General features: G+C 69.4%; 20 protein-coding genes. 16 read left to right on the top strand and 4 right to left on the bottom strand.

The window, feature by feature from the left end; genetic code table 11:
• Positions 1-73: 73 nt before the first annotated feature.
• A complete protein-coding gene (gene dapB / locus ACN6M5_RS06335; RefSeq protein WP_434948927.1) occupies positions 74-856 on the top strand; it encodes a 4-hydroxy-tetrahydrodipicolinate reductase in 783 nt (260 codons plus the stop codon).
• Between the two features lie 5 nt (positions 857-861).
• Positions 862-1,314 (top strand): hypothetical protein, encoded by a 453-nt coding sequence (locus ACN6M5_RS06330; RefSeq protein ID WP_434948926.1) that lies wholly within the window; start codon positions 862-864, stop codon positions 1,312-1,314.
• A 42-nt stretch (positions 1,315-1,356) separates the two neighbouring features.
• Here the strand turns inward: ACN6M5_RS06330 and ACN6M5_RS06325 are convergent, their stop codons facing one another.
• From ACN6M5_RS06325 to ACN6M5_RS06310, 4 genes are all read right to left on the bottom strand, one after another.
• Positions 1,357-2,247, bottom strand: a complete 891-nt coding sequence (locus ACN6M5_RS06325) for a TIGR01777 family oxidoreductase (protein ID WP_434948925.1) — start codon at positions 2,245-2,247, stop codon at positions 1,357-1,359.
• A gap of 3 nt (positions 2,248-2,250) precedes the next feature.
• Positions 2,251-2,676 carry an OsmC family peroxiredoxin gene (locus tag ACN6M5_RS06320; RefSeq protein WP_085370422.1) on the bottom strand — a complete coding sequence of 142 codons (426 nt, stop codon included), beginning with the start codon at positions 2,674-2,676 and terminating at the stop codon, positions 2,251-2,253.
• 108 nt (positions 2,677-2,784) lie between these two features.
• On the bottom strand, positions 2,785-3,273 hold the full coding sequence (locus ACN6M5_RS06315; protein ID WP_434948924.1) for a DUF4395 domain-containing protein: 489 nt from the start codon (positions 3,271-3,273) through the stop codon (positions 2,785-2,787).
• Entirely contained in the window at positions 3,260-3,700 is a 441-nt protein-coding gene (locus ACN6M5_RS06310) for a thioredoxin family protein (RefSeq protein WP_168689696.1), read from the bottom strand. Before ACN6M5_RS06310 ends, ACN6M5_RS06315 begins: the two co-directional genes overlap by 14 nt.
• 141 nt (positions 3,701-3,841) lie before the next feature.
• Here ACN6M5_RS06310 and dapA point away from each other — a divergent pair, with 141 nt between their 5' ends.
• From dapA to miaB, 14 genes are all read left to right on the top strand, one after another.
• Entirely contained in the window at positions 3,842-4,819 is a 978-nt protein-coding gene (gene dapA, locus ACN6M5_RS06305; RefSeq protein ID WP_085370416.1) for a 4-hydroxy-tetrahydrodipicolinate synthase, read from the top strand.
• A 66-nt stretch (positions 4,820-4,885) separates the two neighbouring features.
• Complete coding sequence (locus ACN6M5_RS06300; protein WP_085370414.1) at positions 4,886-6,562, top strand: ribonuclease J; 1,677 nt, start codon at positions 4,886-4,888, stop codon at positions 6,560-6,562.
• 87 nt (positions 6,563-6,649) lie between these two features.
• Entirely contained in the window at positions 6,650-7,708 is a 1,059-nt protein-coding gene (locus ACN6M5_RS06295) for an efflux RND transporter periplasmic adaptor subunit (protein ID WP_434948923.1), read from the top strand.
• Complete coding sequence (locus ACN6M5_RS06290; protein WP_434948922.1) at positions 7,705-8,409, top strand: ABC transporter ATP-binding protein; 705 nt, start codon at positions 7,705-7,707, stop codon at positions 8,407-8,409. The genes ACN6M5_RS06295 and ACN6M5_RS06290 overlap by 4 nt, the downstream gene beginning before the upstream one ends.
• On the top strand, positions 8,406-9,629 hold the full coding sequence (locus ACN6M5_RS06285) for an ABC transporter permease (RefSeq protein WP_434948921.1): 1,224 nt from the start codon (positions 8,406-8,408) through the stop codon (positions 9,627-9,629). The genes ACN6M5_RS06290 and ACN6M5_RS06285 overlap by 4 nt, the downstream gene beginning before the upstream one ends.
• Positions 9,630-9,690: 61 nt before the next feature.
• Positions 9,691-10,182: a GNAT family N-acetyltransferase gene (locus ACN6M5_RS06280; protein WP_085370409.1), complete on the top strand. Its 492-nt coding sequence runs from the start codon at positions 9,691-9,693 to the stop codon at positions 10,180-10,182.
• A gap of 96 nt (positions 10,183-10,278) precedes the next feature.
• Entirely contained in the window at positions 10,279-13,119 is a 2,841-nt protein-coding gene (locus tag ACN6M5_RS06275; RefSeq protein WP_434948920.1) for an FtsK/SpoIIIE family DNA translocase, read from the top strand.
• Positions 13,120-13,124: 5 nt separating this feature from the next.
• Entirely contained in the window at positions 13,125-13,748 is a 624-nt protein-coding gene (pgsA, locus tag ACN6M5_RS06270; RefSeq protein ID WP_434948919.1) for a CDP-diacylglycerol--glycerol-3-phosphate 3-phosphatidyltransferase, read from the top strand.
• Entirely contained in the window at positions 13,735-14,235 is a 501-nt protein-coding gene (locus ACN6M5_RS06265; RefSeq protein WP_168689693.1) for a CinA family protein, read from the top strand. Before pgsA ends, ACN6M5_RS06265 begins: the two co-directional genes overlap by 14 nt.
• A gap of 157 nt (positions 14,236-14,392) precedes the next feature.
• Positions 14,393-14,704 carry a helix-turn-helix domain-containing protein gene (locus tag ACN6M5_RS06260; RefSeq protein ID WP_055895785.1) on the top strand — a complete coding sequence of 104 codons (312 nt, stop codon included), beginning with the start codon at positions 14,393-14,395 and terminating at the stop codon, positions 14,702-14,704.
• 90 nt (positions 14,705-14,794) lie between these two features.
• Complete coding sequence (locus ACN6M5_RS06255) at positions 14,795-15,019, top strand: DUF3046 domain-containing protein (RefSeq protein ID WP_085370403.1); 225 nt, start codon at positions 14,795-14,797, stop codon at positions 15,017-15,019.
• 168 nt (positions 15,020-15,187) lie between these two features.
• Positions 15,188-16,261: a recombinase RecA gene (gene recA, locus ACN6M5_RS06250; RefSeq protein WP_168689692.1), complete on the top strand. Its 1,074-nt coding sequence runs from the start codon at positions 15,188-15,190 to the stop codon at positions 16,259-16,261.
• Positions 16,262-16,343: 82 nt separating this feature from the next.
• Positions 16,344-17,243, top strand: a complete 900-nt coding sequence (locus tag ACN6M5_RS06245; protein ID WP_434948918.1) for a regulatory protein RecX — start codon at positions 16,344-16,346, stop codon at positions 17,241-17,243.
• A gap of 82 nt (positions 17,244-17,325) precedes the next feature.
• Positions 17,326-18,936, top strand: coding sequence for a tRNA (N6-isopentenyl adenosine(37)-C2)-methylthiotransferase MiaB (gene miaB / locus ACN6M5_RS06240; protein WP_434948917.1), 1,611 nt, complete (start codon positions 17,326-17,328; stop codon positions 18,934-18,936).
• Positions 18,937-18,955 lie beyond the last annotated feature (19 nt).

Raw genomic sequence — 18,955 nt, 5'->3', positions numbered from 1 at the left:
CAGCGTAGTTCCGTGGCAGGCGTGTGCCGCGCATCCGGATCTTTCCCGGAGGCGCGGCGGGTAGATTGGTCTGGTGACTATTCGCGTAGCCGTCGCTGGGGCGACCGGAAAACTGGGCAGCGTCGCCGTGCGGCTGATCGAGGAGGCCGACGACTTCGAACTCGTCGCCAGCCTCGGCTCCCGCTCCCCGCTGGAAGACATGCTCGGTGCGGACGTGCTGGTCGACATGACCCTCCCGGCGGTCAGTCCCGGCATCGTCGCCTTCGCGGTCGACAACGGGCTGAACGTGCTCGTCGGCACCTCCGGATGGTCGGCCGACCGCATCCTGGACCTCGAGCGCCGCGTGGCCGCCCACGACGGCGTCGGAGCGGTCGTCATCCCCAACTTCTCGCTCGGCTCCGCCCTCGGCACCGCGTTCGCGACGGTCGCCGCCCGGTTCTTCGACTCCATCGAGATCATCGAGGCCCACGGAGCGGGCAAGGTCGACTCGCCCTCCGGCACCGCGGTGCGCACCGCCGAGCTGATCGGTGCAGCCCGCGCGGAACGCGGCCCCGTGGATGCCCCGCACACCGACCAGCGCGCCCGCGGCCAGCAGGTGGCGAGCGTCCCCATCCACAGCCTCCGGATGCGCGGGATCGTCGCGCAGCAGCAGGTCGTCTTCGGCGGCGCGGGGGAGACCCTGACGATCCGGCACGACACCGTCGGCTCCGAGTCGTACGAGGCGGGCATCCTGCTCGCGCTCCGCGCTGCGGCGTCGACCGTCGGCGTCACGGTCGGGCTCGACAAGCTGATCGACCTGGGCATCGCGGAGCCCGACGGCGAGCCGCCCCGGCCCACCGTGCGCGAGACGGCGTAACGGCCGTGCGCAACCGTATCGCCGCCATCGTCATGGCGGTCATCCTCGCGGTCTACTTGGTGCTCGTCCTGCACCGCGCCGTCATGCTCATGGCGACCGGCGAGGGCATCGCGATCGCGATGGGCGTCGCACTGCTCGCGCTGCCGATCGTGGCGGCGTGGGCGATCGGCCGGGAGCTGCTGTTCGGCGCCCGCACCGAGAAGCTGGTCAAGATCCTGGATGCGGAGGGCGGCCTCCCCGTCGAAGACCTCCCCGTCCGCGCCAGCGGCCGTCCCCTGCGCGACGCGGCCGACGAGGAGTTCCCTCGCTACAAGGCCGAGGTGGAGGCGCAGCCGGAGAGCTGGCGCGCGTGGTTCCGGCTCGGGCTCGCGTACGACGCGTCCGGCGACCGCAAGCGGGCGCGCTCCGCGCTGCGCGAGTCGATCCGGCTGTACCGCACGGAGCAGCGCGCGGCGTAGCAGGCCGGAGAGCGGCTCACCGCCCAGCAGCCGCAGCCGCGACTACCGCTTCGCGATCAGCCGCTCCATCGCATCCCGCACCGTCGGCTCGGAGAACACGAACCCGTCGTCGAGCAGCTTCTGCGGCACCACCTTCTGGCTGGCCAGCAGCAGCTCGCGTCCGGCATCGCCGAGTGCCAGCGTGATCGCCTTGGCGGGCAGAGGCAGTCCATACGGCCGCCGCAGCGTCGCCGCGAGCGCGCGCAGCACCGTGTCGGCCGTCGCCGGTGTCGGTCCTGCCACATTCACCGGTCCGCGCAGCGTCGAGTCGAGCAGGTGCACGATGGCTGCTGCCTCGTCGTGCAGGCTCACCCAGGGCCAGTGCTGGCCGCCGCCCGCGATCGGCCCGAGCAGCCCGAGTCGTCCGGCGGGGAGCAGCGGCTTCATCGCGCCCCCGCGTCCGACGACCACGCCGGTCCGCACCGTGACCACGCGCGTCTTCTCCGGCGCGAGGTGCGCGGCGGACTCCCACGCCTCGACCACGTCGGAGAGGAAGCCCGTGCCCTTGATCGCCGTCTCCGTCAGCTTCTGGCCCGGCCTGTCGCCGTAGAACCCGACGGCCGAGCCGCTGACGAACACCGCAGGAGGAGAGGCGGCCATCCGCATCGCGTCCGTCAGGGTGTGCGTGGCCTCCAGGCGTGAGGCGAGGATGGTGCGCTTCCACGCGGGCGTCCACGGCAGACGGCTGATGGATGCGCCGGACAGGTTGACCACCGCATCCACTCTGTCCATCAGCGTGAAGTCGATGATGCGGGCGGCGGGCGCCCAGTTGTATTCGTTCGCGGCCGACGGCGCACCGCGGACCAGTCTCAGCACCTCGTGCCCCTGCGCAGCCAGCTGGGCGGTGACCTCGGTGCCGATCATGCCGGAGGCGCCCGCGATGAGCACCCTCATCGGCTAGACCAGGGTGGCGTCGATGGTGATCGGGATGCCGACCAGCGCGCGGGAGACGGGGCAGCCGGTCTTCGCTTCGTCGGCGAGACGGTTGAAGTCCTCGACGGAGAGACCGGGCACGGTCGCCTCGACCACCAGGTGGCTGCCGGTGATGCCCTCCGCGGGGTCGAAGCCGACGTGCGCGGTGACCTGGAGGCGCTCCGGGGTGGTGCCGAAGCTGCTGAGGGCGTTGGAGAACGCCATCGAGAAGCACGCGGAGTGCGCGGCGCCGAGCAGTTCCTCGGGCGTCGTCACGTCGCTGGAGCCCTGCGAGCGGGCGGCCCAGGTGACAGGGAACTGTGCGGAGTGCGACGAGTCGAGGGTGACCTCGCCGGAGCCGGACTTCAGGTCGCCGGTCCAGACGGTTGTCGATGCGCTCGTGACTGCCATGTGTGGTCCTCCTCGTTGTTCCCCCGCACGGTGCGCGGACGGTTCGACCAGCCTAATCGCGCCCCCAGACACCGAGGCAGGGCGTACGGGGGATTCCCTGGTATTCGTTCAGGCGGCAGCGACGCCGCCGCGGCGGATCACGCCGGCGCGCACGAGCAGCAGGTAGATCTGGCAGCCGAGGCAGTATCCGAAGGCGGAGTTGAGGAAGGCGGCGACGAACGCCAGCGCCGCGGCGATCGGGAGCACGGCCGGCACCCCGAGCAGGTGCAGGAGCAGGCCGAGCCCGGTGACGACCAGCCCGACCCCCTGGGCGAAGGTCGGGGGAGCAGGGTCCTCGAGCTCGGCGGGCGGCGCGAGCCTGGGGCGCACGACGGTGCGGAACAGCGCGCCGTACGGGTGGCGCCGGATGCCGGCGAACGCACCCCAGGCGAAGAGCAGCGCGATCACGAGCAGCAGCCAGAACGCCGCCGTCGTCGCGCCGACCAGGCCGAGGAACACGTCGACGAGGAGGAGCACGGCCGTGATGCCCGCCCCGAAGCGGGGCGATCGGGGGTCGATCCCGGCGCGGACGGTGGGTGTCTGTTCAGGCGTTGACATGGTCGCTCCCGGTGATCTGGTCGATGGTGATGCGCACCTCGTCGGCGCGGGCCGCCCCTCCGATGCGTGCGCGGATGGCGCCGGAGGTGTCGAGCACGAGGGTGGTTGGCGTCTGCAGCACGCCGAAGCGCGAGGCGAGGTCCGGACGGTGGGTGAGATCCACATCCACGTGGGCGACGCCAGGCCGCTCGTCGGCGATGCCGCTCAGGATGCGGGCGGTCGCCGTGCACGGCGCGCAGAACTCGGTGGAGAACTGGAGGAGCGTCGCGGCGCTGCCGAAGGAGGTTGCTCCGACCTCTGCGGCCGTGACGACACGCGTCTGCCTGGCGGTGCGGACGCGCCCGGTGGTCCTGCGCCAGAGCAACCCGCCCACCGTGGCGGCGACGACGAGCGCGACGAGCACGGCGGCCGCTTCCCAAGCGTTCATGGACCGTGACGTTACGCCCGCTGCGGCACCGGATGCGGAGTGTGACGGCGGATGACGCAGGCGCATGTGGATAACGGGGACTGTCCACAGATCCGACGAGGGGGAGAGCGCCCGGAGCGACCGACCCGATAACCTTGAGCCATGTCGAACTCCGCGAATCCGTTCGGCCAGGTCCTCGTGGCCCTGGTCACCCCGTTCACCGCCGATGGCGAGGTCGACTGGGCCGGCGTGGAGAAGCACATCGACGACGTGATCACCGCGGGGGCGGACGGCATCGTCGTCACCGGCACGACCGGGGAGACCTCCACCCTCACCGACCACGAGAAGCTGCGGCTGGTCGAGGTCGGCAAAGACGTGGCGGCCGGTCGCGCCAAGATCATCACGGGCGGCGGCTCCAACGAGACGGCCCACGCCATCCAGCTCTATCAGCAGAGCGAGAAGGCGGGGGCGGATGGCGTGATGATCGTCACTCCCTATTACAACAAGCCCACCCAGGCGGGCATCCTCACCCACTTCCGGCTCATCGCGGACTCCACCGACCTTCCGGTGATCCTCTACGACATCCCCGGCCGCACCGGCGTCCCGATCAAATACGAGACCATCCTCCGCATCGCGAAGCACCCCAACGTGCTCGCCATCAAAGACGCGAAGGGCGATTTCAGCGAGGTCAGCCGGGTGCTCAACCAGACCGACCTGCTCTACTTCTCCGGCGACGATGCCAACGTGCTCCCGCACCTGGCCATCGGAGCAACGGGCCTCATCGGCGTCACGGCCAACATCGCCGCGCGGCCCTACCGCCAGATCGTGGATGCGGTCAACGCGGGCGATCTCGCCACTGCCACCGCGGCGCACCAGAAGCTCGAACCGCTGGTGCGCGCCGTCATGACGCACGTGCCGGGCACGGTCGCCGCGAAGTACATCCTGCACGGCCTCGGCCGCATCTCCAGCCCGCGCGTGCGCCTGCCGCTCGTCGGTCCGGAGGAGTGGGAGGCCGCTCAGATCGAAGACGAGCTCGACCTCGTCAAAGACATCCCCGGTGTCGACTTCTCCAACTTCCGGCCGGATCGCAACGCCGCAGCAGGCGGTGCTCTACCCCGAATCGCCGGAACAACTCGATAGGCCGCTGCCATTGCACGGCGTGAACCACAACAGGCGCACAGCGCCGGTAACCGTTTAGGAGGGCACATGCCCAACCTCGTCTCCGACCCGCCCGCACTCGAACCGGGCACCCTCAGGATCATCCCCACCGGCGGCCTGGGGGAGATCGGCCGCAACATGACGGTCTTCGAATACGAGGGCAAGCTCCTCATCGTCGACTGCGGCGTCCTCTTCCCGGAGGAGAACCAGCCGGGCGTCGACCTGATCCTGCCCGACTTCGCACCGGTCCGCGACCGGCTCGACGATGTGGTGGGCGTCGTGCTCACGCACGGCCACGAAGACCACATCGGCGCCGTGCCGTACCTGCTCAAGCTGCGCAGGGACATCCCGCTCATCGGCTCCGGGCTCACCCTCGCTCTGGTGGAGGCGAAGCTCAAGGAGCACCGCATCCAGCCGTACAGCCTCACCGTCAAGGAGGGGCAGGTCGAGCAGCTCGGGCCGTTCTCGCTCGAGTTCGTCGCCGTCAACCACTCGATCCCGGATGCGCTCGCCGTCGCGATCACCACGCCGGCCGGCGTCGTGCTGCACACCGGCGACTTCAAGATGGACCAGCTTCCGCTGGACGACCGCCTGACCGACCTGCGGGCCTTCGCCCGCCTCGGCGAGAAGGGCGTCGACCTGTTCCTCGCCGACTCCACGAACGCCGACGTGCCCGGGTTCACCCCGCTCGAACGCTCCATCGGCCCCGTGCTCGACAACGTCATCGCCCGCGCCCCGCGCCGCGTGATCGTCGCGAGCTTCTCCAGCCACGTGCACCGGGTGCAGCAGGTGCTCGACGCCGCAGCCGCCAACGGACGACGCGTCGCGCTGCTCGGCCGTTCGATGGTGCGCAACATGGGCATCGCCGCCGACCTCGGCTACCTCAAGGTGCCGGAGGGCGTGCTGATCGACTACAAGAAGGCAGCAGATTTGCCGGACGACGAGATCGTCTACATGTCCACCGGCTCGCAGGGAGAGCCGATGGCCGTGCTCGCGCGCATGGCCAACCTCGACCACCAGATCGAGATCGGCCAGGGCGACACGGTCATCCTGGCGTCCAGCCTGATCCCGGGCAACGAGAACGCCGTGTACCGCGTGATCGACGGCCTGACCAAGCTCGGCGCGAACGTCGTGCACAAGGGCAACGCCAAGGTCCACGTCTCCGGCCACGCCGCCGCGGGCGAGCTGCTCTACTGCTACAACATCCTGAAGCCGAAGAACGTCATGCCGGTGCACGGCGAGTATCGCCACCTGGTCGCGAACGCGCGTCTGGCGATGGACACCGGCGTCCCGGAGCAGAACACCATCCTCGCCGAAGACGGCACCGTGATCGACCTGCGCGACGGTGTCGCCCGGGTCGTCGGCCAGCTCGACCTCGGCTTCGTTTACGTGGACGGTTCGAGCGTCGGCGAGATCACCGACGCCGACCTCAAAGACCGCAGGATCCTCGGCGAAGAGGGCTTCATCTCGATCATCGTCGTCGTCGAGGCGGCCACCGGCCGCATCGTCACGGGCCCGGAGATCCACGCGCGCGGCTTCGCCGAAGACGACGCCGTGTTCGACGCGGTCAAGCCCAAGATCGCCTCAGCGCTGGCGGAGGCGGCCCACAACGGCGTTCGCGACTCGCACGCGCTCTCGCAGGTCGTGCGCCGCACGGTCGGCCGCTGGGTCAACACCAGCTACCGCCGTCGTCCGATGATCGTTCCGCTCGTGATCGAGGCGTGACGCACTGACGAACAAGCCGCCGGGGGGTGGCCCCTCGTCCGTGTCGCGGGCGAGGGACTAGATAACTCAAAGAAGAAAGCAGGAACAGTGGGGGTAACGCGACGATGGGTCTTTCCCATCATCCGTCTGGTTCTCGTCGCCGTGGTTGCGGCGGCGCTCGTCAAACTGGCGTTCTTCGGTGACGGCCCATCGGCGTCCGATCCGCTGCAGCCGACCGCCGAGCTGAGCGATCCGACCGTGGCCGTGCAGACCGGCACGATCGTCAACGATGTGACCGTGAGTGGTTCCATCGTCGCCGATCCCGCCGCACCGGTCAGGGCCACGGCCGCCGGCGTGGTCGACGAGGTGCAGGTCGCCGTCGGCGCCGCGGTGGAGGCCGGAGCGACGCTCTACGACATCAAGGTGGAGACGCCGCGCGACCCGGTCGAGACGACAGGGCCCGACGGCGTTCCCGTCGTCACGCAGCCGAAGCCTGCCGTCAGCTACGTCGAGGTCACCGCGCCGATCGGCGGCATCGTCAGCGCTCTGCCGGTCATCCCCGGCCAGTCGGTGGCGGTCGGCGAGGCGACGGGCGGCATCGCGCCTCCCACGTTCTCGGCCACGGCATCCCTGCCGTCCGCCCAGCAGTACCGGTTGCTCAACCGGCCCACGGAGGCCGTGGTGACCATCAAGAACGGCCCGGCGCCGTTCACCTGCACCGGCCTCAGCATCACCACGCCCGCCGCGACCGCCGACACGGCACAGACCCCGCCGGCCGGCTCCGAGCAGCAGGGCGGCGGAGGCGCATCCGGATCGTCGACCACCGTCCGCTGCGCGATCCCGGCCGGCGTCACCGTGTTCGCCGGCCTCTCCGCCGACCTCACCATGTCCGGCGGCCGGGCGGAGGGCGTGCTCACCGTTCCGACCACGGCCATCAAGGGCACGGCCGAGAAGGGCATCGTCTTCCTGCCGGACCCGAAGGGCGGGGCCCCGAAGGAGGTGGCCGTGACCCTCGGTCTCACCGACGGTACCGCCGTCGAGGTCCGCGGCGGGGTGAAGGAGGGCGACACGATCCTCGAGTTCGTCCCTGGCGCACCGATGCCCGACGAGAACGGGTGCGTCACCGGGCCCGACGGCTCGATGTCCTGCGCGTCGGTCGGCTCGTGACCCTGCTGCGACTCGAGGGTGTGACCAAGACGGTCGACATCCCGGACGCCGAGCCGCTGACCATCCTGCACGGCGTCGACCTCGTCGTCGAACACGGGGAGCGCACCTCCATCGTCGGGCGTTCCGGCTCCGGCAAGTCCACCCTGCTCAACATCCTGGGCCTGCTGGATGCGCCGACCTCCGGGGTGTTCGAGTTCGACGGACGATCGGTTGCCCGGCTGAGGTCGGGTGCGCGCGATCGGCAGCGCGGTGCGGACGTCGGCTTCATCTTCCAGCAGTTCAACCTGCTCTCGGGGCGTTCCGCGCTCGAGAATGTGATGACCCCGCTGCTCTACGCGAGCGGGCGCCGATTCTGGCGGCGCAGGACCATCGCCGCCGAGATGCTCGACAAGGTCGGGCTGGGCCACCGCCTCGACACGATGCCGGAGAAGCTCTCCGGCGGTGAGCAGCAGCGCGTCGCCATCGCCAGAGCCCTCGTGCGCGAACCGCGCCTCATCCTCGCCGACGAGCCGACCGGCGCCCTCGATGTGGAGACGGGGACCTCGGTGATGGGGCTCCTCGACACCGTCGCGACCGACTACGGCGCAGCTCTCGTCACCATCACGCACGACCCGGCGATCGCCGCGCTCGCTGACGAGCGGCACCGGCTGGACGCCGGCCGGCTGCATCCGGTCGAGTCCGGCGCGGAGGTGCCGGCGTGAGGGCGGTCGAGTCGGTCTGGGGCGCGATCGTCGAAGCCTGGCAGGAGGTGCGCATCCACCGGGTGCGCGTGCTGCTGTCGCTGATCGGCGTCGCCGTCGCGGTGTGCGCGCTGAGCTCCGTCGTCGGGCTCGCGAACATCGCACAGCAGGGCCTCACGGAGTCCAACGAGCGGTTCGGCGGCCGTCCGGCGCTGCTGTCCGTCTCCGCATCGTACGGCCCGGACGGCACGCCGCTCGTGGGGGGAGGGCTGCCCCAGGCGTGGGCCGGGGTCGTCGAACGCCACAAGATCGAGTACACCTCGTCCGTGCGCCCATTCGGGATGCGTGTGCAGTTCCGGGGAGGCGTCGCCGAGGTCAACACCACGGCCGTCGACCAGCCGTATGCGGCGATGCACCGCCTCCGCATCTCGGAAGGGTCCTGGTTCGCGAAGTCCGACACGGAGCGGCTGGCTCCGGCGCTCGTGGTCAACGGCGACTTCTGGCGCAAGCTGGGCTCGCCGTCGCTCGCGTCGCACCCCACCGCACGCGTCCTGAGCGGCGATGGGGAAGTGACGGCGGTCGTCGTCGGCGTCTTCCGCACGCCCGCCGGGGAGGACATGACGCCGTCGGCGTACGTGCTCACCCCCGCGTCCGCTCCGCTGATGTCGGTCGACTACACGGGCGGCGCACCGGCGAACCTGGAGGCGTGGGTGCCGCCGCACCTGGCCGATCCTCTCGCCCAGGCCATCCGGGAGGAGCTGGACCAGTCGCTTGGCGCAGGAACGGCGAGCGTCAACCGGCAGGACTATCTGGCTCACGGCGACGATCCCCTCGGATTCTTGAAGCTCGCCGTCGGAGGGATCGCCGTGCTCGTGCTGCTGCTCGGCGCTCTCGGGCTCGTCAACATCGCACTGGTGACGGTGCGCCACCGCATCCGGGAGATCGGGGTGCGGCGGAGTTTCGGGGCGACGGCCGGGCGGGTGTTCTTCGCCGTGATGATGGAGAGCGTCGTCGCGACGATGGTCGCCGGAGCGGCAGGCGTCGGCCTGTCCATCCTGATCGTGAAGAGTCCGTGGCTCGAACAGCTGATCGGCCAGGGGCTGGTGTCCGACCTGCCGCCGTTCCCGGTGGAGGCCGCGGTGATCGGGATGGTCGCCGCCACCGCCGTCGGAGCGCTCGCCGGACTGCTGCCCGCGCTCGTCGCGGTGCGGGTGAAGGTGATCGACGCCATCCGGTACTGACGGGCAGGCGCGCGGCGGTTTCGTAACCTCGCTGTTACACGTCTCCCGGTAACGTTCCTGCATGACAGCATTCCGGATCAGGGCGGCGACGGGGGACGACGCGCGCTTCCTCGCCGACATGCTCGTCGAGGCGTCCAACTGGAACCCGGCCACCAGCCGGCCGAGGGTCGCCGTGCTCGACGACACGAAGGTGTCCCGCTACGTCAGTGGCTGGATGCGGCCGGGCGACTTCGGATCTGTCGCGATCGACGCGCGCGACGTGCCGGTGGGTGCGTGCTGGGGGCGCTTGTTCCCCGCCAACGCGCCCGGCTACGGCTTCGTGGCCGTCGGCGTCCCGGAACTGACGCTCGGCGTGAACACCCAGTGGCGTGCACGAGGCGTCGGGCGCGCGCTGCTGCAGGCGGTCGCCCGGCAGGCGAGCGCCGCCGGGCACAGCCGCGTCAGCCTGAGCGTCGAGCGCGCGAACTTCGCCCAGCGCCTCTACATCAGCGAGGGATACATCACCGTCGCGTCCGGCGAGAACGCGGACACGATGGTCAGAGCCGTGCACTGACCCGGGTCTCCTGCACAGAACCGGCCGGGGACCGATTTTCCACAATCAGCGCGCGGTAACCGCAGGAAGACGGGGGCGCGAAGTACCGTGGACCCTATGGCTACGAGCACCAAGTCGACATCGCGCGCACGGAACCCCTCCGGCCGCGGCGGCTCGGCCGCGCGCAAGCCGGCGGCGAAGACCGCGACCCAGAAGACGGTCGCATACCCGACCGCCGACGCGGGGCCGAACCCCCTCGTCCGCGCGTGGATGGGCCTCGCCCACCTCACGGGCGCCGCCTTCCGCGCCCTCGGGCCCGAGAAGCTCGCCAAGGAAGAGCGTCGGGACGGTTTCCCGTTCTTCCTCGTCCTCCTCGCCGTCGCCGGCGCCGTGGTCGAGTGGTTCCTCATCAACGACGAGGTCGCCCGCACCCTGGATGCGTGGACGTTCGGCGGATTGTTCGGGCGCGTGGCGTTCGCACTCCCCGTCATCATGGTGCTGTTCGCCGGGTGGTTGTTCCGGCATCCGAGCTCCGTCCACGACAACACGCGCATCGGCATCGGCCTGAGTATTCTGCTGCTCACCATCTCCGGCCTGTGCCACCTGTTCAGCTTCCACCCGCAGCCCAGCGACGGCATGGCGAAGCTCGCTGAGGCCGGGGGAGTGCTCGGCTGGCTGCTCGCCGCACCGCTCTCCGCGCTGATCACGCCGTACGGCGCTGCCGCCGTGATCATCGTGCTGCTCATCCTCAGTATCTTCATCATCACCAAGACCCCGCCGAACAAGGTGGGCGTCCGGGTGCGCGAGCTCTACGCATACCTGTTCGGCGCGCAGCTTCCCACGGAGGAGGAGCGTCAGGCCGCCAAGGAGGCCAAGACTCAGCAGGTGGAGCTCGACGGGGTCGACGGCGACGACGGCGAGCAGGAGGCGAACCTGCCCTGGTGGCGCAGGAACAAGTCCGGCCGCGAGGAAGACCCCGCGTTCGACACCCCCGTGGTCGAGGACGGCATCACCGAGGTGTTCGGCGACCGCCCCAAGAAGGGCAAGGGCGAGTTCGCCACGGCCCTCGAGCCCGATCCGGCCAGCGACCACTACAACACCGAGGTGCTCAGCGAGCTCGCCAACGCGGAGGACGCCCTCAAGCGCTTCACCGGCGAGATCGCGCCCGCCGCTCCCGCTCCGTGGCCCCCGGCCGCTGCGGCAGCACCCGCCGTGCTCCCCGGGTTCGTCCCTGACGCCCAGGGCGCGGGTGCAGACGACTTCGACGAGACCGCCGCCATCCCGTCCGCCTCGGAGCCCGCCGCTCCATACCACCTGCCCTCCGCCGGGATGCTGTCGGCGGGAACCCCGGCCAAGACCCGGTCGAGCGCGAACGAGGACATCGTCGCGGCGATCACCGAGGTGCTGACGCAGTTCGGCGTCGACGCGCAGGTCACCGGATACTCGCGAGGCCCGACGGTGACGCAGTACGAGATCGAGCTCGGCCCCGGTGTGAAGGTCGAGCGCGTCACCGCGCTCAGCAAGAACCTGTCGTACGCGGTCGCGAGCAACGAAGTGCGCATCCTGTCTCCGATCCCCGGCAAGAGCGCCATCGGCATCGAGATCCCGAACTCCGATCGCGAGATCGTCTCCCTCGGCGACGTGCTGCGATCGGGTGCGGCGACCAAGAGCACCCACCCGATGACCATCGGCGTCGGCAAAGACGTCGGCGGCGGGTTCGTCGTCGCCAATCTGGCGAAGATGCCGCACCTCCTCGTGGCCGGTTCCACCGGCTCCGGAAAGTCGAGCTTCGTCAACTCGATGATCACCAGCCTGCTGATGCGCGCCAAGCCGTCGGACGTTCGCATGGTGCTCATCGACCCGAAGCGCGTCGAGCTGACCATCTACAGCGGCGTGCCGCACCTCATCACCCCCATCATCACGAACCCCAAGAAGGCGGCGGAAGCGCTGCAGTGGGTCGTGAAAGAGATGGACATGCGCTATGACGACCTCGCGAGTTTCGGCTTCCGGCACATCGACGACTTCAACAAGGCCGTCGTCAACAACGAGATCGTCCTCCCCGCCGGCAGCGAGCGCACGCTCAAGCCGTACCCGTACCTCCTCGTCGTCGTCGACGAGCTCGCCGACCTGATGATGGTCGCACCGCGAGACGTCGAGGACTCGATCGTGCGCATCACGCAGCTGGCGCGTGCGTCCGGCATCCACCTGGTGCTCGCCACCCAGCGGCCATCGGTGGATGTGGTCACCGGCCTCATCAAGGCGAACGTCCCGTCGCGACTGGCCTTCGCCGTGACCAGTGTCACGGACTCGCGCGTCATCCTGGACCAGCCGGGCGCCGACAAGCTCATCGGTCAGGGCGACGCCCTGTTCCTGCCGATGGGGGCGTCCAAGGCGATCCGCGTGCAGGGCGCGTGGGTCAACGAGGCCGAGATCCAGAAGGTCGTCGAGCACGTCACCAGGCAGGCGCGTCCGGAGTACCGGCAGGATGTCGCCGCCGCCGCGGAGAAGAAGCAGATCGACTCGGACATCGGCGACGACCTCGAGCTGCTGCTCGCCGCCGCCGAGCTGGTGGTGTCGCTGCAGTTCGGCTCCACCTCGATGCTGCAGCGCAAGCTCCGGGTCGGCTTCGCCAAGGCGGGGCGCCTGATGGACCTGCTGGAATCGCGCGAGATCGTCGGCCCGTCCGAAGGCTCGAAGGCGAGGGACGTGCTCGCCACGGCCGACCAGCTCCCGTCCGTGCTCGCGATGCTGCGCGGCGAGGAATCGCCCGGCGGGGCTGCGCCTGCCGCGTCCGCCCCGTCCGGTGCGCCTGCTGCGCCCGCCGCGTCCGTCGCGTCTGCCGCCGCGATGGACGACGACCAGTACGGCGGAGACCCGGTCGCACGGATGACCGAGGGCTATCCTGAGGTGGACGGCGACTCGGACGAGGACGCCTGGCAGCTGACCGACAGGGAGTAGATCACATGTCGGTGCACGACACGCCTCCGCCTGCCCCGGCGGAGGGCACGCCAGCACGGGCGAGCAACTGGAACCTGCCCAACATCATCACCATGGTGCGCATCCTGCTCGCCCCGCTGTTCGTGTGGATGCTCCTGGCAGACGCCGGCGACGACGGCTGGCTCCGCTGGGCGGCGGCCGTGCTGTTCGTCATCGCCATCGCCACCGACGGCGTCGACGGCGCCATCGCCCGGCGCAACAACCTCGTCACCGAGCTGGGAAAGCTGCTCGACCCGATCGCCGACAAGGTGCTCACCGGCGGCGCCCTGGTCGCGCTCTCCATCCTGAACGAGCTCCCGTGGTGGGTCACCATTGTCATCCTGGTGCGCGAGATCGGCATCACCGTGTACCGCTTCGTGGTGATCCGGCAGGGCGTCATCGCCGCATCCCGTGGCGGCAAGATCAAGACCATCGTGCAGTCTGTCGCCATCAGCCTGGCGCTGTTTCCGCTCTGGACCCTGTTCGGCGACTGGGTGTTCTGGGTCAACGGCATCGTGATGACGGTCGCCGTGATCCTCACCGTCGTCACCGGGTTCGACTACCTCTGGCAGGCCTGGAAGGGCCGGAGGGCGAAGCGTGCCGTCGCCTGACCTGGCCGCACGCCTCATCCCGTACCTCGCCGACCGCGGTCTCACCGTCGCGGCGGCGGAGTCTCTCACCGGCGGGGAGCTCTGCGCGGAACTGACCAGGGTCGGCGGAGCATCCGCGGTGGTGCTCGGCGGTGTGGTCGTCTACGCCACCGAGCTGAAGCACACGCTCACCGGTGTGGATGCGGCCCTGCTCGCGGCGGAGGGCCCCGTGCATCCCGAGGTCGCCAGGCAGCTGGCCTCCGGGGTCCGGGATGCGCTGGCGGTCGACGGCAGGCCGGCGTCCATCGGTCTCTCCACCACCGGCGTCGCAGGACCCGACCCGCAGGGCGGCCGCGCGGTGGGCACGGTGTTCGTCGGGATCTCCACCGCGGAGGGGACGCGCGCCGTCGAGCTCGCGCTCACCGGGACGCGGGCGGAGATCCGGCGTCAGGTGGTCGAGCGGGTGCTCGCGGAGCTGGCCGATGAGGTCGGTCTCGATCCGTCGTAACGGGCGGGAATACGTGCTGTTACGGTCTCGTTACACCTGCTGCATTCACAAGAAAAGCCCAGTCGTCATCGATATCGTTGAGCCTCATAAGATGCGCTAGTGTTGGCATCCCTAACAAGGTCCGATCCGTCGGCAGGGTAGAAGAAGGAGGCTCCGAATGATTCTTGTACGTCAGGAAATCGGCGACGTGCTCAGGGACTTCCGCCTGCAAAAGGGCCGTACGCTCCGACAGGTGGCCAGCAAGGCGAGTGTCGCCCTCGGCTATCTCAGCGAGGTCGAGCGCGGTCAGAAGGAAGCGTCGTCCGAGATTCTCGCCTCGGTCGCTGAAGCGCTGGACACCCCCATCTCCGTCATCATGCGCGAGGTTGGTGACCGCCTCGCAGTGCTGGAGGGGATCGAGCCCATCATCCCCGACACCGTCCCCGACGAGTTCGTGTCGGCGATGGACGCGGATCTGGTCGCACGCTGATTCAGACTCATCAGAAGACGCCCCGGGAGACCGGGGCGTCTTTCGTTTCCGCCGACGGAGAGCGTCGGTCCAGACACGTAGGGTGGTCCCATGAAGTTGAGTGAGTTCCAGCGCGCGATCCTCGACGAGTTCGGTTCGACGTACGGCCAGGCGCTCACGACCGACCTGGTGCTCGGCGAACTCGGCAACCGCACGGCGCAGCAGGCGCTCGCAGCCGGGGTCGCCCCGCGCGAGGTATGGATCGCGCTCTGCCGCGAGACCGGCGTGCCGCAGTCGCACTGGTACGGCGCAGGCAAGCCGGCCCCGAAGCGCTGACGCGACACGCCGCATTCGAAAGTCTCGAAGATATGTTCGGATGTAGCTAGACTCCTTCACAACGGCAATCGAAAACGGGTTGTCCACAGTTTGCGCGCTCGATGTCCGGGTGTCGGACGTCCCCCGTACAGTCGATCTCGTTAGCGAAGCCGAGAAGGAGAACCGCACATGCCATCACCCGCAGACCGCGAAAAGGCGCTCGAGACCGCGCTCGCGCAGATCGACCGCCAGTTCGGCAAAGGCTCGGTCATGCGACTGGGCAGCGACGAGCGCGCACCCGTCGAGGTCGTCCCCACCGGCTCGATCGCCCTGGACGTCGCGCTCGGCATCGGCGGCCTCCCGCGCGGCCGCATCGTCGAGATCTATGGTCCGGAGTCGTCGGGTAAGACCACGCTGACTCTGCACGCCATCGCCAATGCGCAGCGCGCAGGCGGCATCGCCGCCTTCATCGACGCCGAGCACGCGCTCGACCCCGAATACGCCCGCAAGCTCGGCGTCGACATCGACGCCCTGCTCGTGTCGCAGCCCGACACGGGTGAGCAGGCGCTCGAGATCGCCGACATGCTCGTGCGAAGCGGCTCCATCGACCTGATCGTCATCGACTCCGTCGCAGCCCTCGTGCCCCGCGCCGAGATCGAGGGCGAGATGGGCGACTCCCACGTCGGTCTGCAGGCCCGCCTCATGTCGCAGGCGCTCCGCAAGCTCACCGGTGGTCTCAACCAGACCAACACCACGATGATCTTCATCAACCAGCTGCGCGAGAAGATCGGTGTCTTCTTCGGAAGCCCGGAGACCACCGCCGGTGGTAAGGCGCTCAAGTTCTACGCGTCGGTCCGCCTCGACATCCGTCGCATCGAGACCCTGAAAGACGGAGCGGACGCCGTCGGCAACCGCACCCGCGTCAAGGTCGTCAAGAACAAGATGGCGCCGCCGTTCAAGCAGGCCGAGTTCGACATCCTCTACGGTGTCGGCATCTCCCGCGAGGGCAGCCTGATCGACTTCGGTGTCGAGCACGCGATCGTCAAGAAGTCCGGCGCCTGGTACACCTACGAGGGCGACCAGCTCGGCCAGGGCAAGGAGAACTCGCGCAACTTCCTCATCAACAACCCCGACATCGCGCTCGACATCGAGAACAAGATCAAGATCAAGCTCGGTATCGTCGCAGACCCCAACGCGGTCGCCGAGGCGCCCGACAACGTCGGGTCCATCGAGGCGAAGCTGCAGGCGAAGAAGGGCGCGTAGCGTCCGCCGTGTGGCACCCGGCAGCCGTGAGGTCGCTGGGTGCCACACGATTCGATCGAGGCGAGAAGAACGAGGAGTGACCGTGGTGGTGCGATTTCCCTCCGAGTCCGAGTCGGGGTCGGGCGCGGGTCGTGAGCCCGCGGGCGACGGCACGGCCGCTGAGGACGGTGCTGCGGAGCAGCTGGCCCCGGTGACCTACTTGCCGCGGTCACGCGGCGCCGACCATCCTTCCCGGCTGGGCAGAGGCGCGCACACGAACGCGGCGGAGAACGATTCGCCTCGTCCGATCGTCGCCTTTCCGTCAACGGTGCACGCGGCTGCGGACAGTGAGCGCGCGGCGGCCGATCGCAAGCGCACCACCGGTCTGTGGTCGAAGGCGTTCCTGGAAGACTCCACCGACGATGCTGATGGGTCGCGCGGTGCAGACGCGTCGGACTCCGGGGATGCGCCGGAGCGTGGTGGAGCAGCGCGCGGCACAGAGAGCGTCGCCGAGAAGCAGGTCAAGCGCGCATCCAACGTGTCGATCCACCAGCTCGCGCGGCGCGGCATGTCGCGGTGGGAGCTGGAGCAGGTGCTCGCCAAGCGCGAGATCGACCCGGCCGTCGCCCAGGCCGAGCTGGACCGGCTCGAGAGCGTCGGCCTGCTCGACGACGCCGCGCTGGCCGTCACACTCGTCTACACCCAGCACAACCGCAAGGGTCTTGGTCGGTCGGCCATCGCCCAGGAACTGAACAGGCGGCACATCGCGCCGGAGCTGATCGAGGAAGCCCTCGCCGAGATCGCCGACGACGACGAGCTGGAACGCGCCACCGAACTGGCCATGAAGCGTGTCGGGCAGCTGTCCACCTACGACGACGAGACGGCGAAGCGCAGGCTCCACGGTTTCCTCGCGCGCAAGGGCTATAGCTCCGCCATCGTGCGCCAGGCGATGGATGCGGCACTCGCCACCCGGGGCCGTCGCGGCGGGGTGCGGTTCCAGTAGTGGGCCCCGAGTCGACGTGCGCCATCCGGCGTCGTTCGCGCGGTTCGGTTCTTCGGCGCGTCGAACGTAAACTTGTCGCACTATGAGCATCACCGAAGAGCGAAGCGCCATCGCGCCGTCGGACGCGGCCGTCCGCCCGGACGGTCGGGCGCGCACCTACGAGGTCCGAACGTTCGGCTGCCAGATGAACGTGCACGACTCCGAGCGGCTGAGCGGTTCGCTCGAAGCGGCGGGCTACATCGCCGCAGACGGTGAAGAGGCCGACATCGTCGTCATCAACACCTGCGCGGTCCGCGAGAACGCCGACAACAAGCTCTACGGCAACCTCGGGCACCTCGCCGCCGTGAAGAAGCGGCACGACGGCATGCAGATCGCCGTCGGCGGCTGCCTCGCCCAGAAAGACAAGAACGTCATCCTCGAGAAGGCACCGTGGGTCGACGTGGTCTTCGGCACGCACAACATGGGCTCGCTCCCTAGCCTTCTGGAGCGGGCGCGGCACAACGACGCCGCCGAGATCGAGATCCTCGAGTCGCTCGAGACCTTCCCGTCGACCCTGCCGACCAAGCGCGACTCCAGCTACAGCGGCTGGGTGTCCATCTCGGTCGGGTGCAACAACACCTGCACGTTCTGCATCGTGCCGTCGCTGCGCGGCAAGGAGAAGGACCGTCGCCCCGGCGACATCCTCGCCGAGATCCAGGCGCTCGTCGACGACGGTGCCATCGAGGTCACCCTCCTCGGGCAGAACGTCAACTCTTACGGCGTCGAGTTCGGCGACCGTCAGGCGTTCTCCAAGCTGCTGCGCGCCGCCGGCGAGATCGACGGGCTGGAACGCATCCGGTTCACCAGCCCGCACCCCGCGGCGTTCACAGACGACGTGATCGACGCGATGGCGGAGACGCCGTCGGTGATGCCGCAGCTGCACATGCCGCTCCAGTCCGGGTCCGACCGCATCCTCAAGGCGATGCGCCGCTCGTACCGTTCCGAGAAGTTCCTCGGCATCCTCGACCGCGTCCGCGCGAAGCTGCCGGATGCGGCGATCAGCACCGACATCATCGTCGGATTCCCCGGCGAGACCGAGGAAGACTTCCTCGAGACGATGCGCGTCGTCGAAGCGGCACGGTTCGCGTCGGCGTTCACGTTCCAGTACTCGATCCGTCCCGGCACCCCCGCGGCGACGATGGCCGACCAGGTTCCCAAGGCGGTCGTGCAAGATCGGTACGAGCGGCTGACCGCGCTGCAGGAGCGGATCTCGCTCGAAGAGAACCAGAAGGTGATCGGCCGTCAGGTCGAGCTGCTCGTCGCCAACGGCGAGGGCCGCAAAGACGCCGACACCCACCGCCTCAGCGGGCGCGCCCACGACAGCCGCCTCGTGCACTTCGAGGTCCCTGCCGGCTCGCCCGTCCCGCGGCCCGGCGACGTGGTCACGGTGACGGTCACCCAGGCGGCGCCCTTCTACCTGATCGCCGACTCGGCCGACGGAGCACCCCTCGCCATCCGGCGCACCACGGCCGGCGACGCCTGGGACAGGGCGGAAGCGGAGTCCTGCGCCGTCCCGACGCACGCCGACGGCGTCGCCTCCGGCGGAAAGGGCCGCGTCTCGCTCGGCCTCCCCACCCTCCGCGTCGGCGAGCCGCTCACCTCGCCCGGCGTCGGCACGATGCCCATCTACGACCCGACGGACGGCCTGCGCTGACCGCGCCCGCCGCGGAGCC

It is taken from the genome of Leifsonia araucanica (assembly GCF_051161895.1).
Classification (GTDB): Bacteria; Actinomycetota; Actinomycetes; order Actinomycetales; family Microbacteriaceae; genus Leifsonia.
This window is presented reverse-complemented; position numbering and strand designations above follow the sequence as displayed.

Excerpts from the sequence above, each read along its gene's own strand:
- ACN6M5_RS06325 (WP_434948925.1), bottom strand. The coding sequence starts at position 2,247 with ATGAGGGTGCTCATCGCGGGCGCCTCCGGCATGATCGGCACCGAGGTC.
- ACN6M5_RS06320 (WP_085370422.1), bottom strand. The coding sequence starts at position 2,676 with ATGGCAGTCACGAGCGCATCGACAACCGTCTGGACCGGCGACCTGAAG.
- ACN6M5_RS06315 (WP_434948924.1), bottom strand. The coding sequence starts at position 3,273 with ATGTCAACGCCTGAACAGACACCCACCGTCCGCGCCGGGATCGACCCC.
- ACN6M5_RS06310 (WP_168689696.1), bottom strand. The coding sequence starts at position 3,700 with ATGAACGCTTGGGAAGCGGCCGCCGTGCTCGTCGCGCTCGTCGTCGCC.
- dapA (WP_085370416.1), top strand. The coding sequence starts at position 3,842 with ATGTCGAACTCCGCGAATCCGTTCGGCCAGGTCCTCGTGGCCCTGGTC.
- ACN6M5_RS06300 (WP_085370414.1), top strand. The coding sequence starts at position 4,886 with ATGCCCAACCTCGTCTCCGACCCGCCCGCACTCGAACCGGGCACCCTC.
- ACN6M5_RS06280 (WP_085370409.1), top strand. The coding sequence starts at position 9,691 with ATGACAGCATTCCGGATCAGGGCGGCGACGGGGGACGACGCGCGCTTC.
- ACN6M5_RS06275 (WP_434948920.1), top strand. The coding sequence starts at position 10,279 with ATGGCTACGAGCACCAAGTCGACATCGCGCGCACGGAACCCCTCCGGC.
- pgsA (WP_434948919.1), top strand. The coding sequence starts at position 13,125 with ATGTCGGTGCACGACACGCCTCCGCCTGCCCCGGCGGAGGGCACGCCA.
- ACN6M5_RS06260 (WP_055895785.1), top strand. The coding sequence starts at position 14,393 with ATGATTCTTGTACGTCAGGAAATCGGCGACGTGCTCAGGGACTTCCGC.
- ACN6M5_RS06255 (WP_085370403.1), top strand. The coding sequence starts at position 14,795 with ATGAAGTTGAGTGAGTTCCAGCGCGCGATCCTCGACGAGTTCGGTTCG.
- recA (WP_168689692.1), top strand. The coding sequence starts at position 15,188 with ATGCCATCACCCGCAGACCGCGAAAAGGCGCTCGAGACCGCGCTCGCG.
- miaB (WP_434948917.1), top strand. The coding sequence starts at position 17,326 with ATGAGCATCACCGAAGAGCGAAGCGCCATCGCGCCGTCGGACGCGGCC.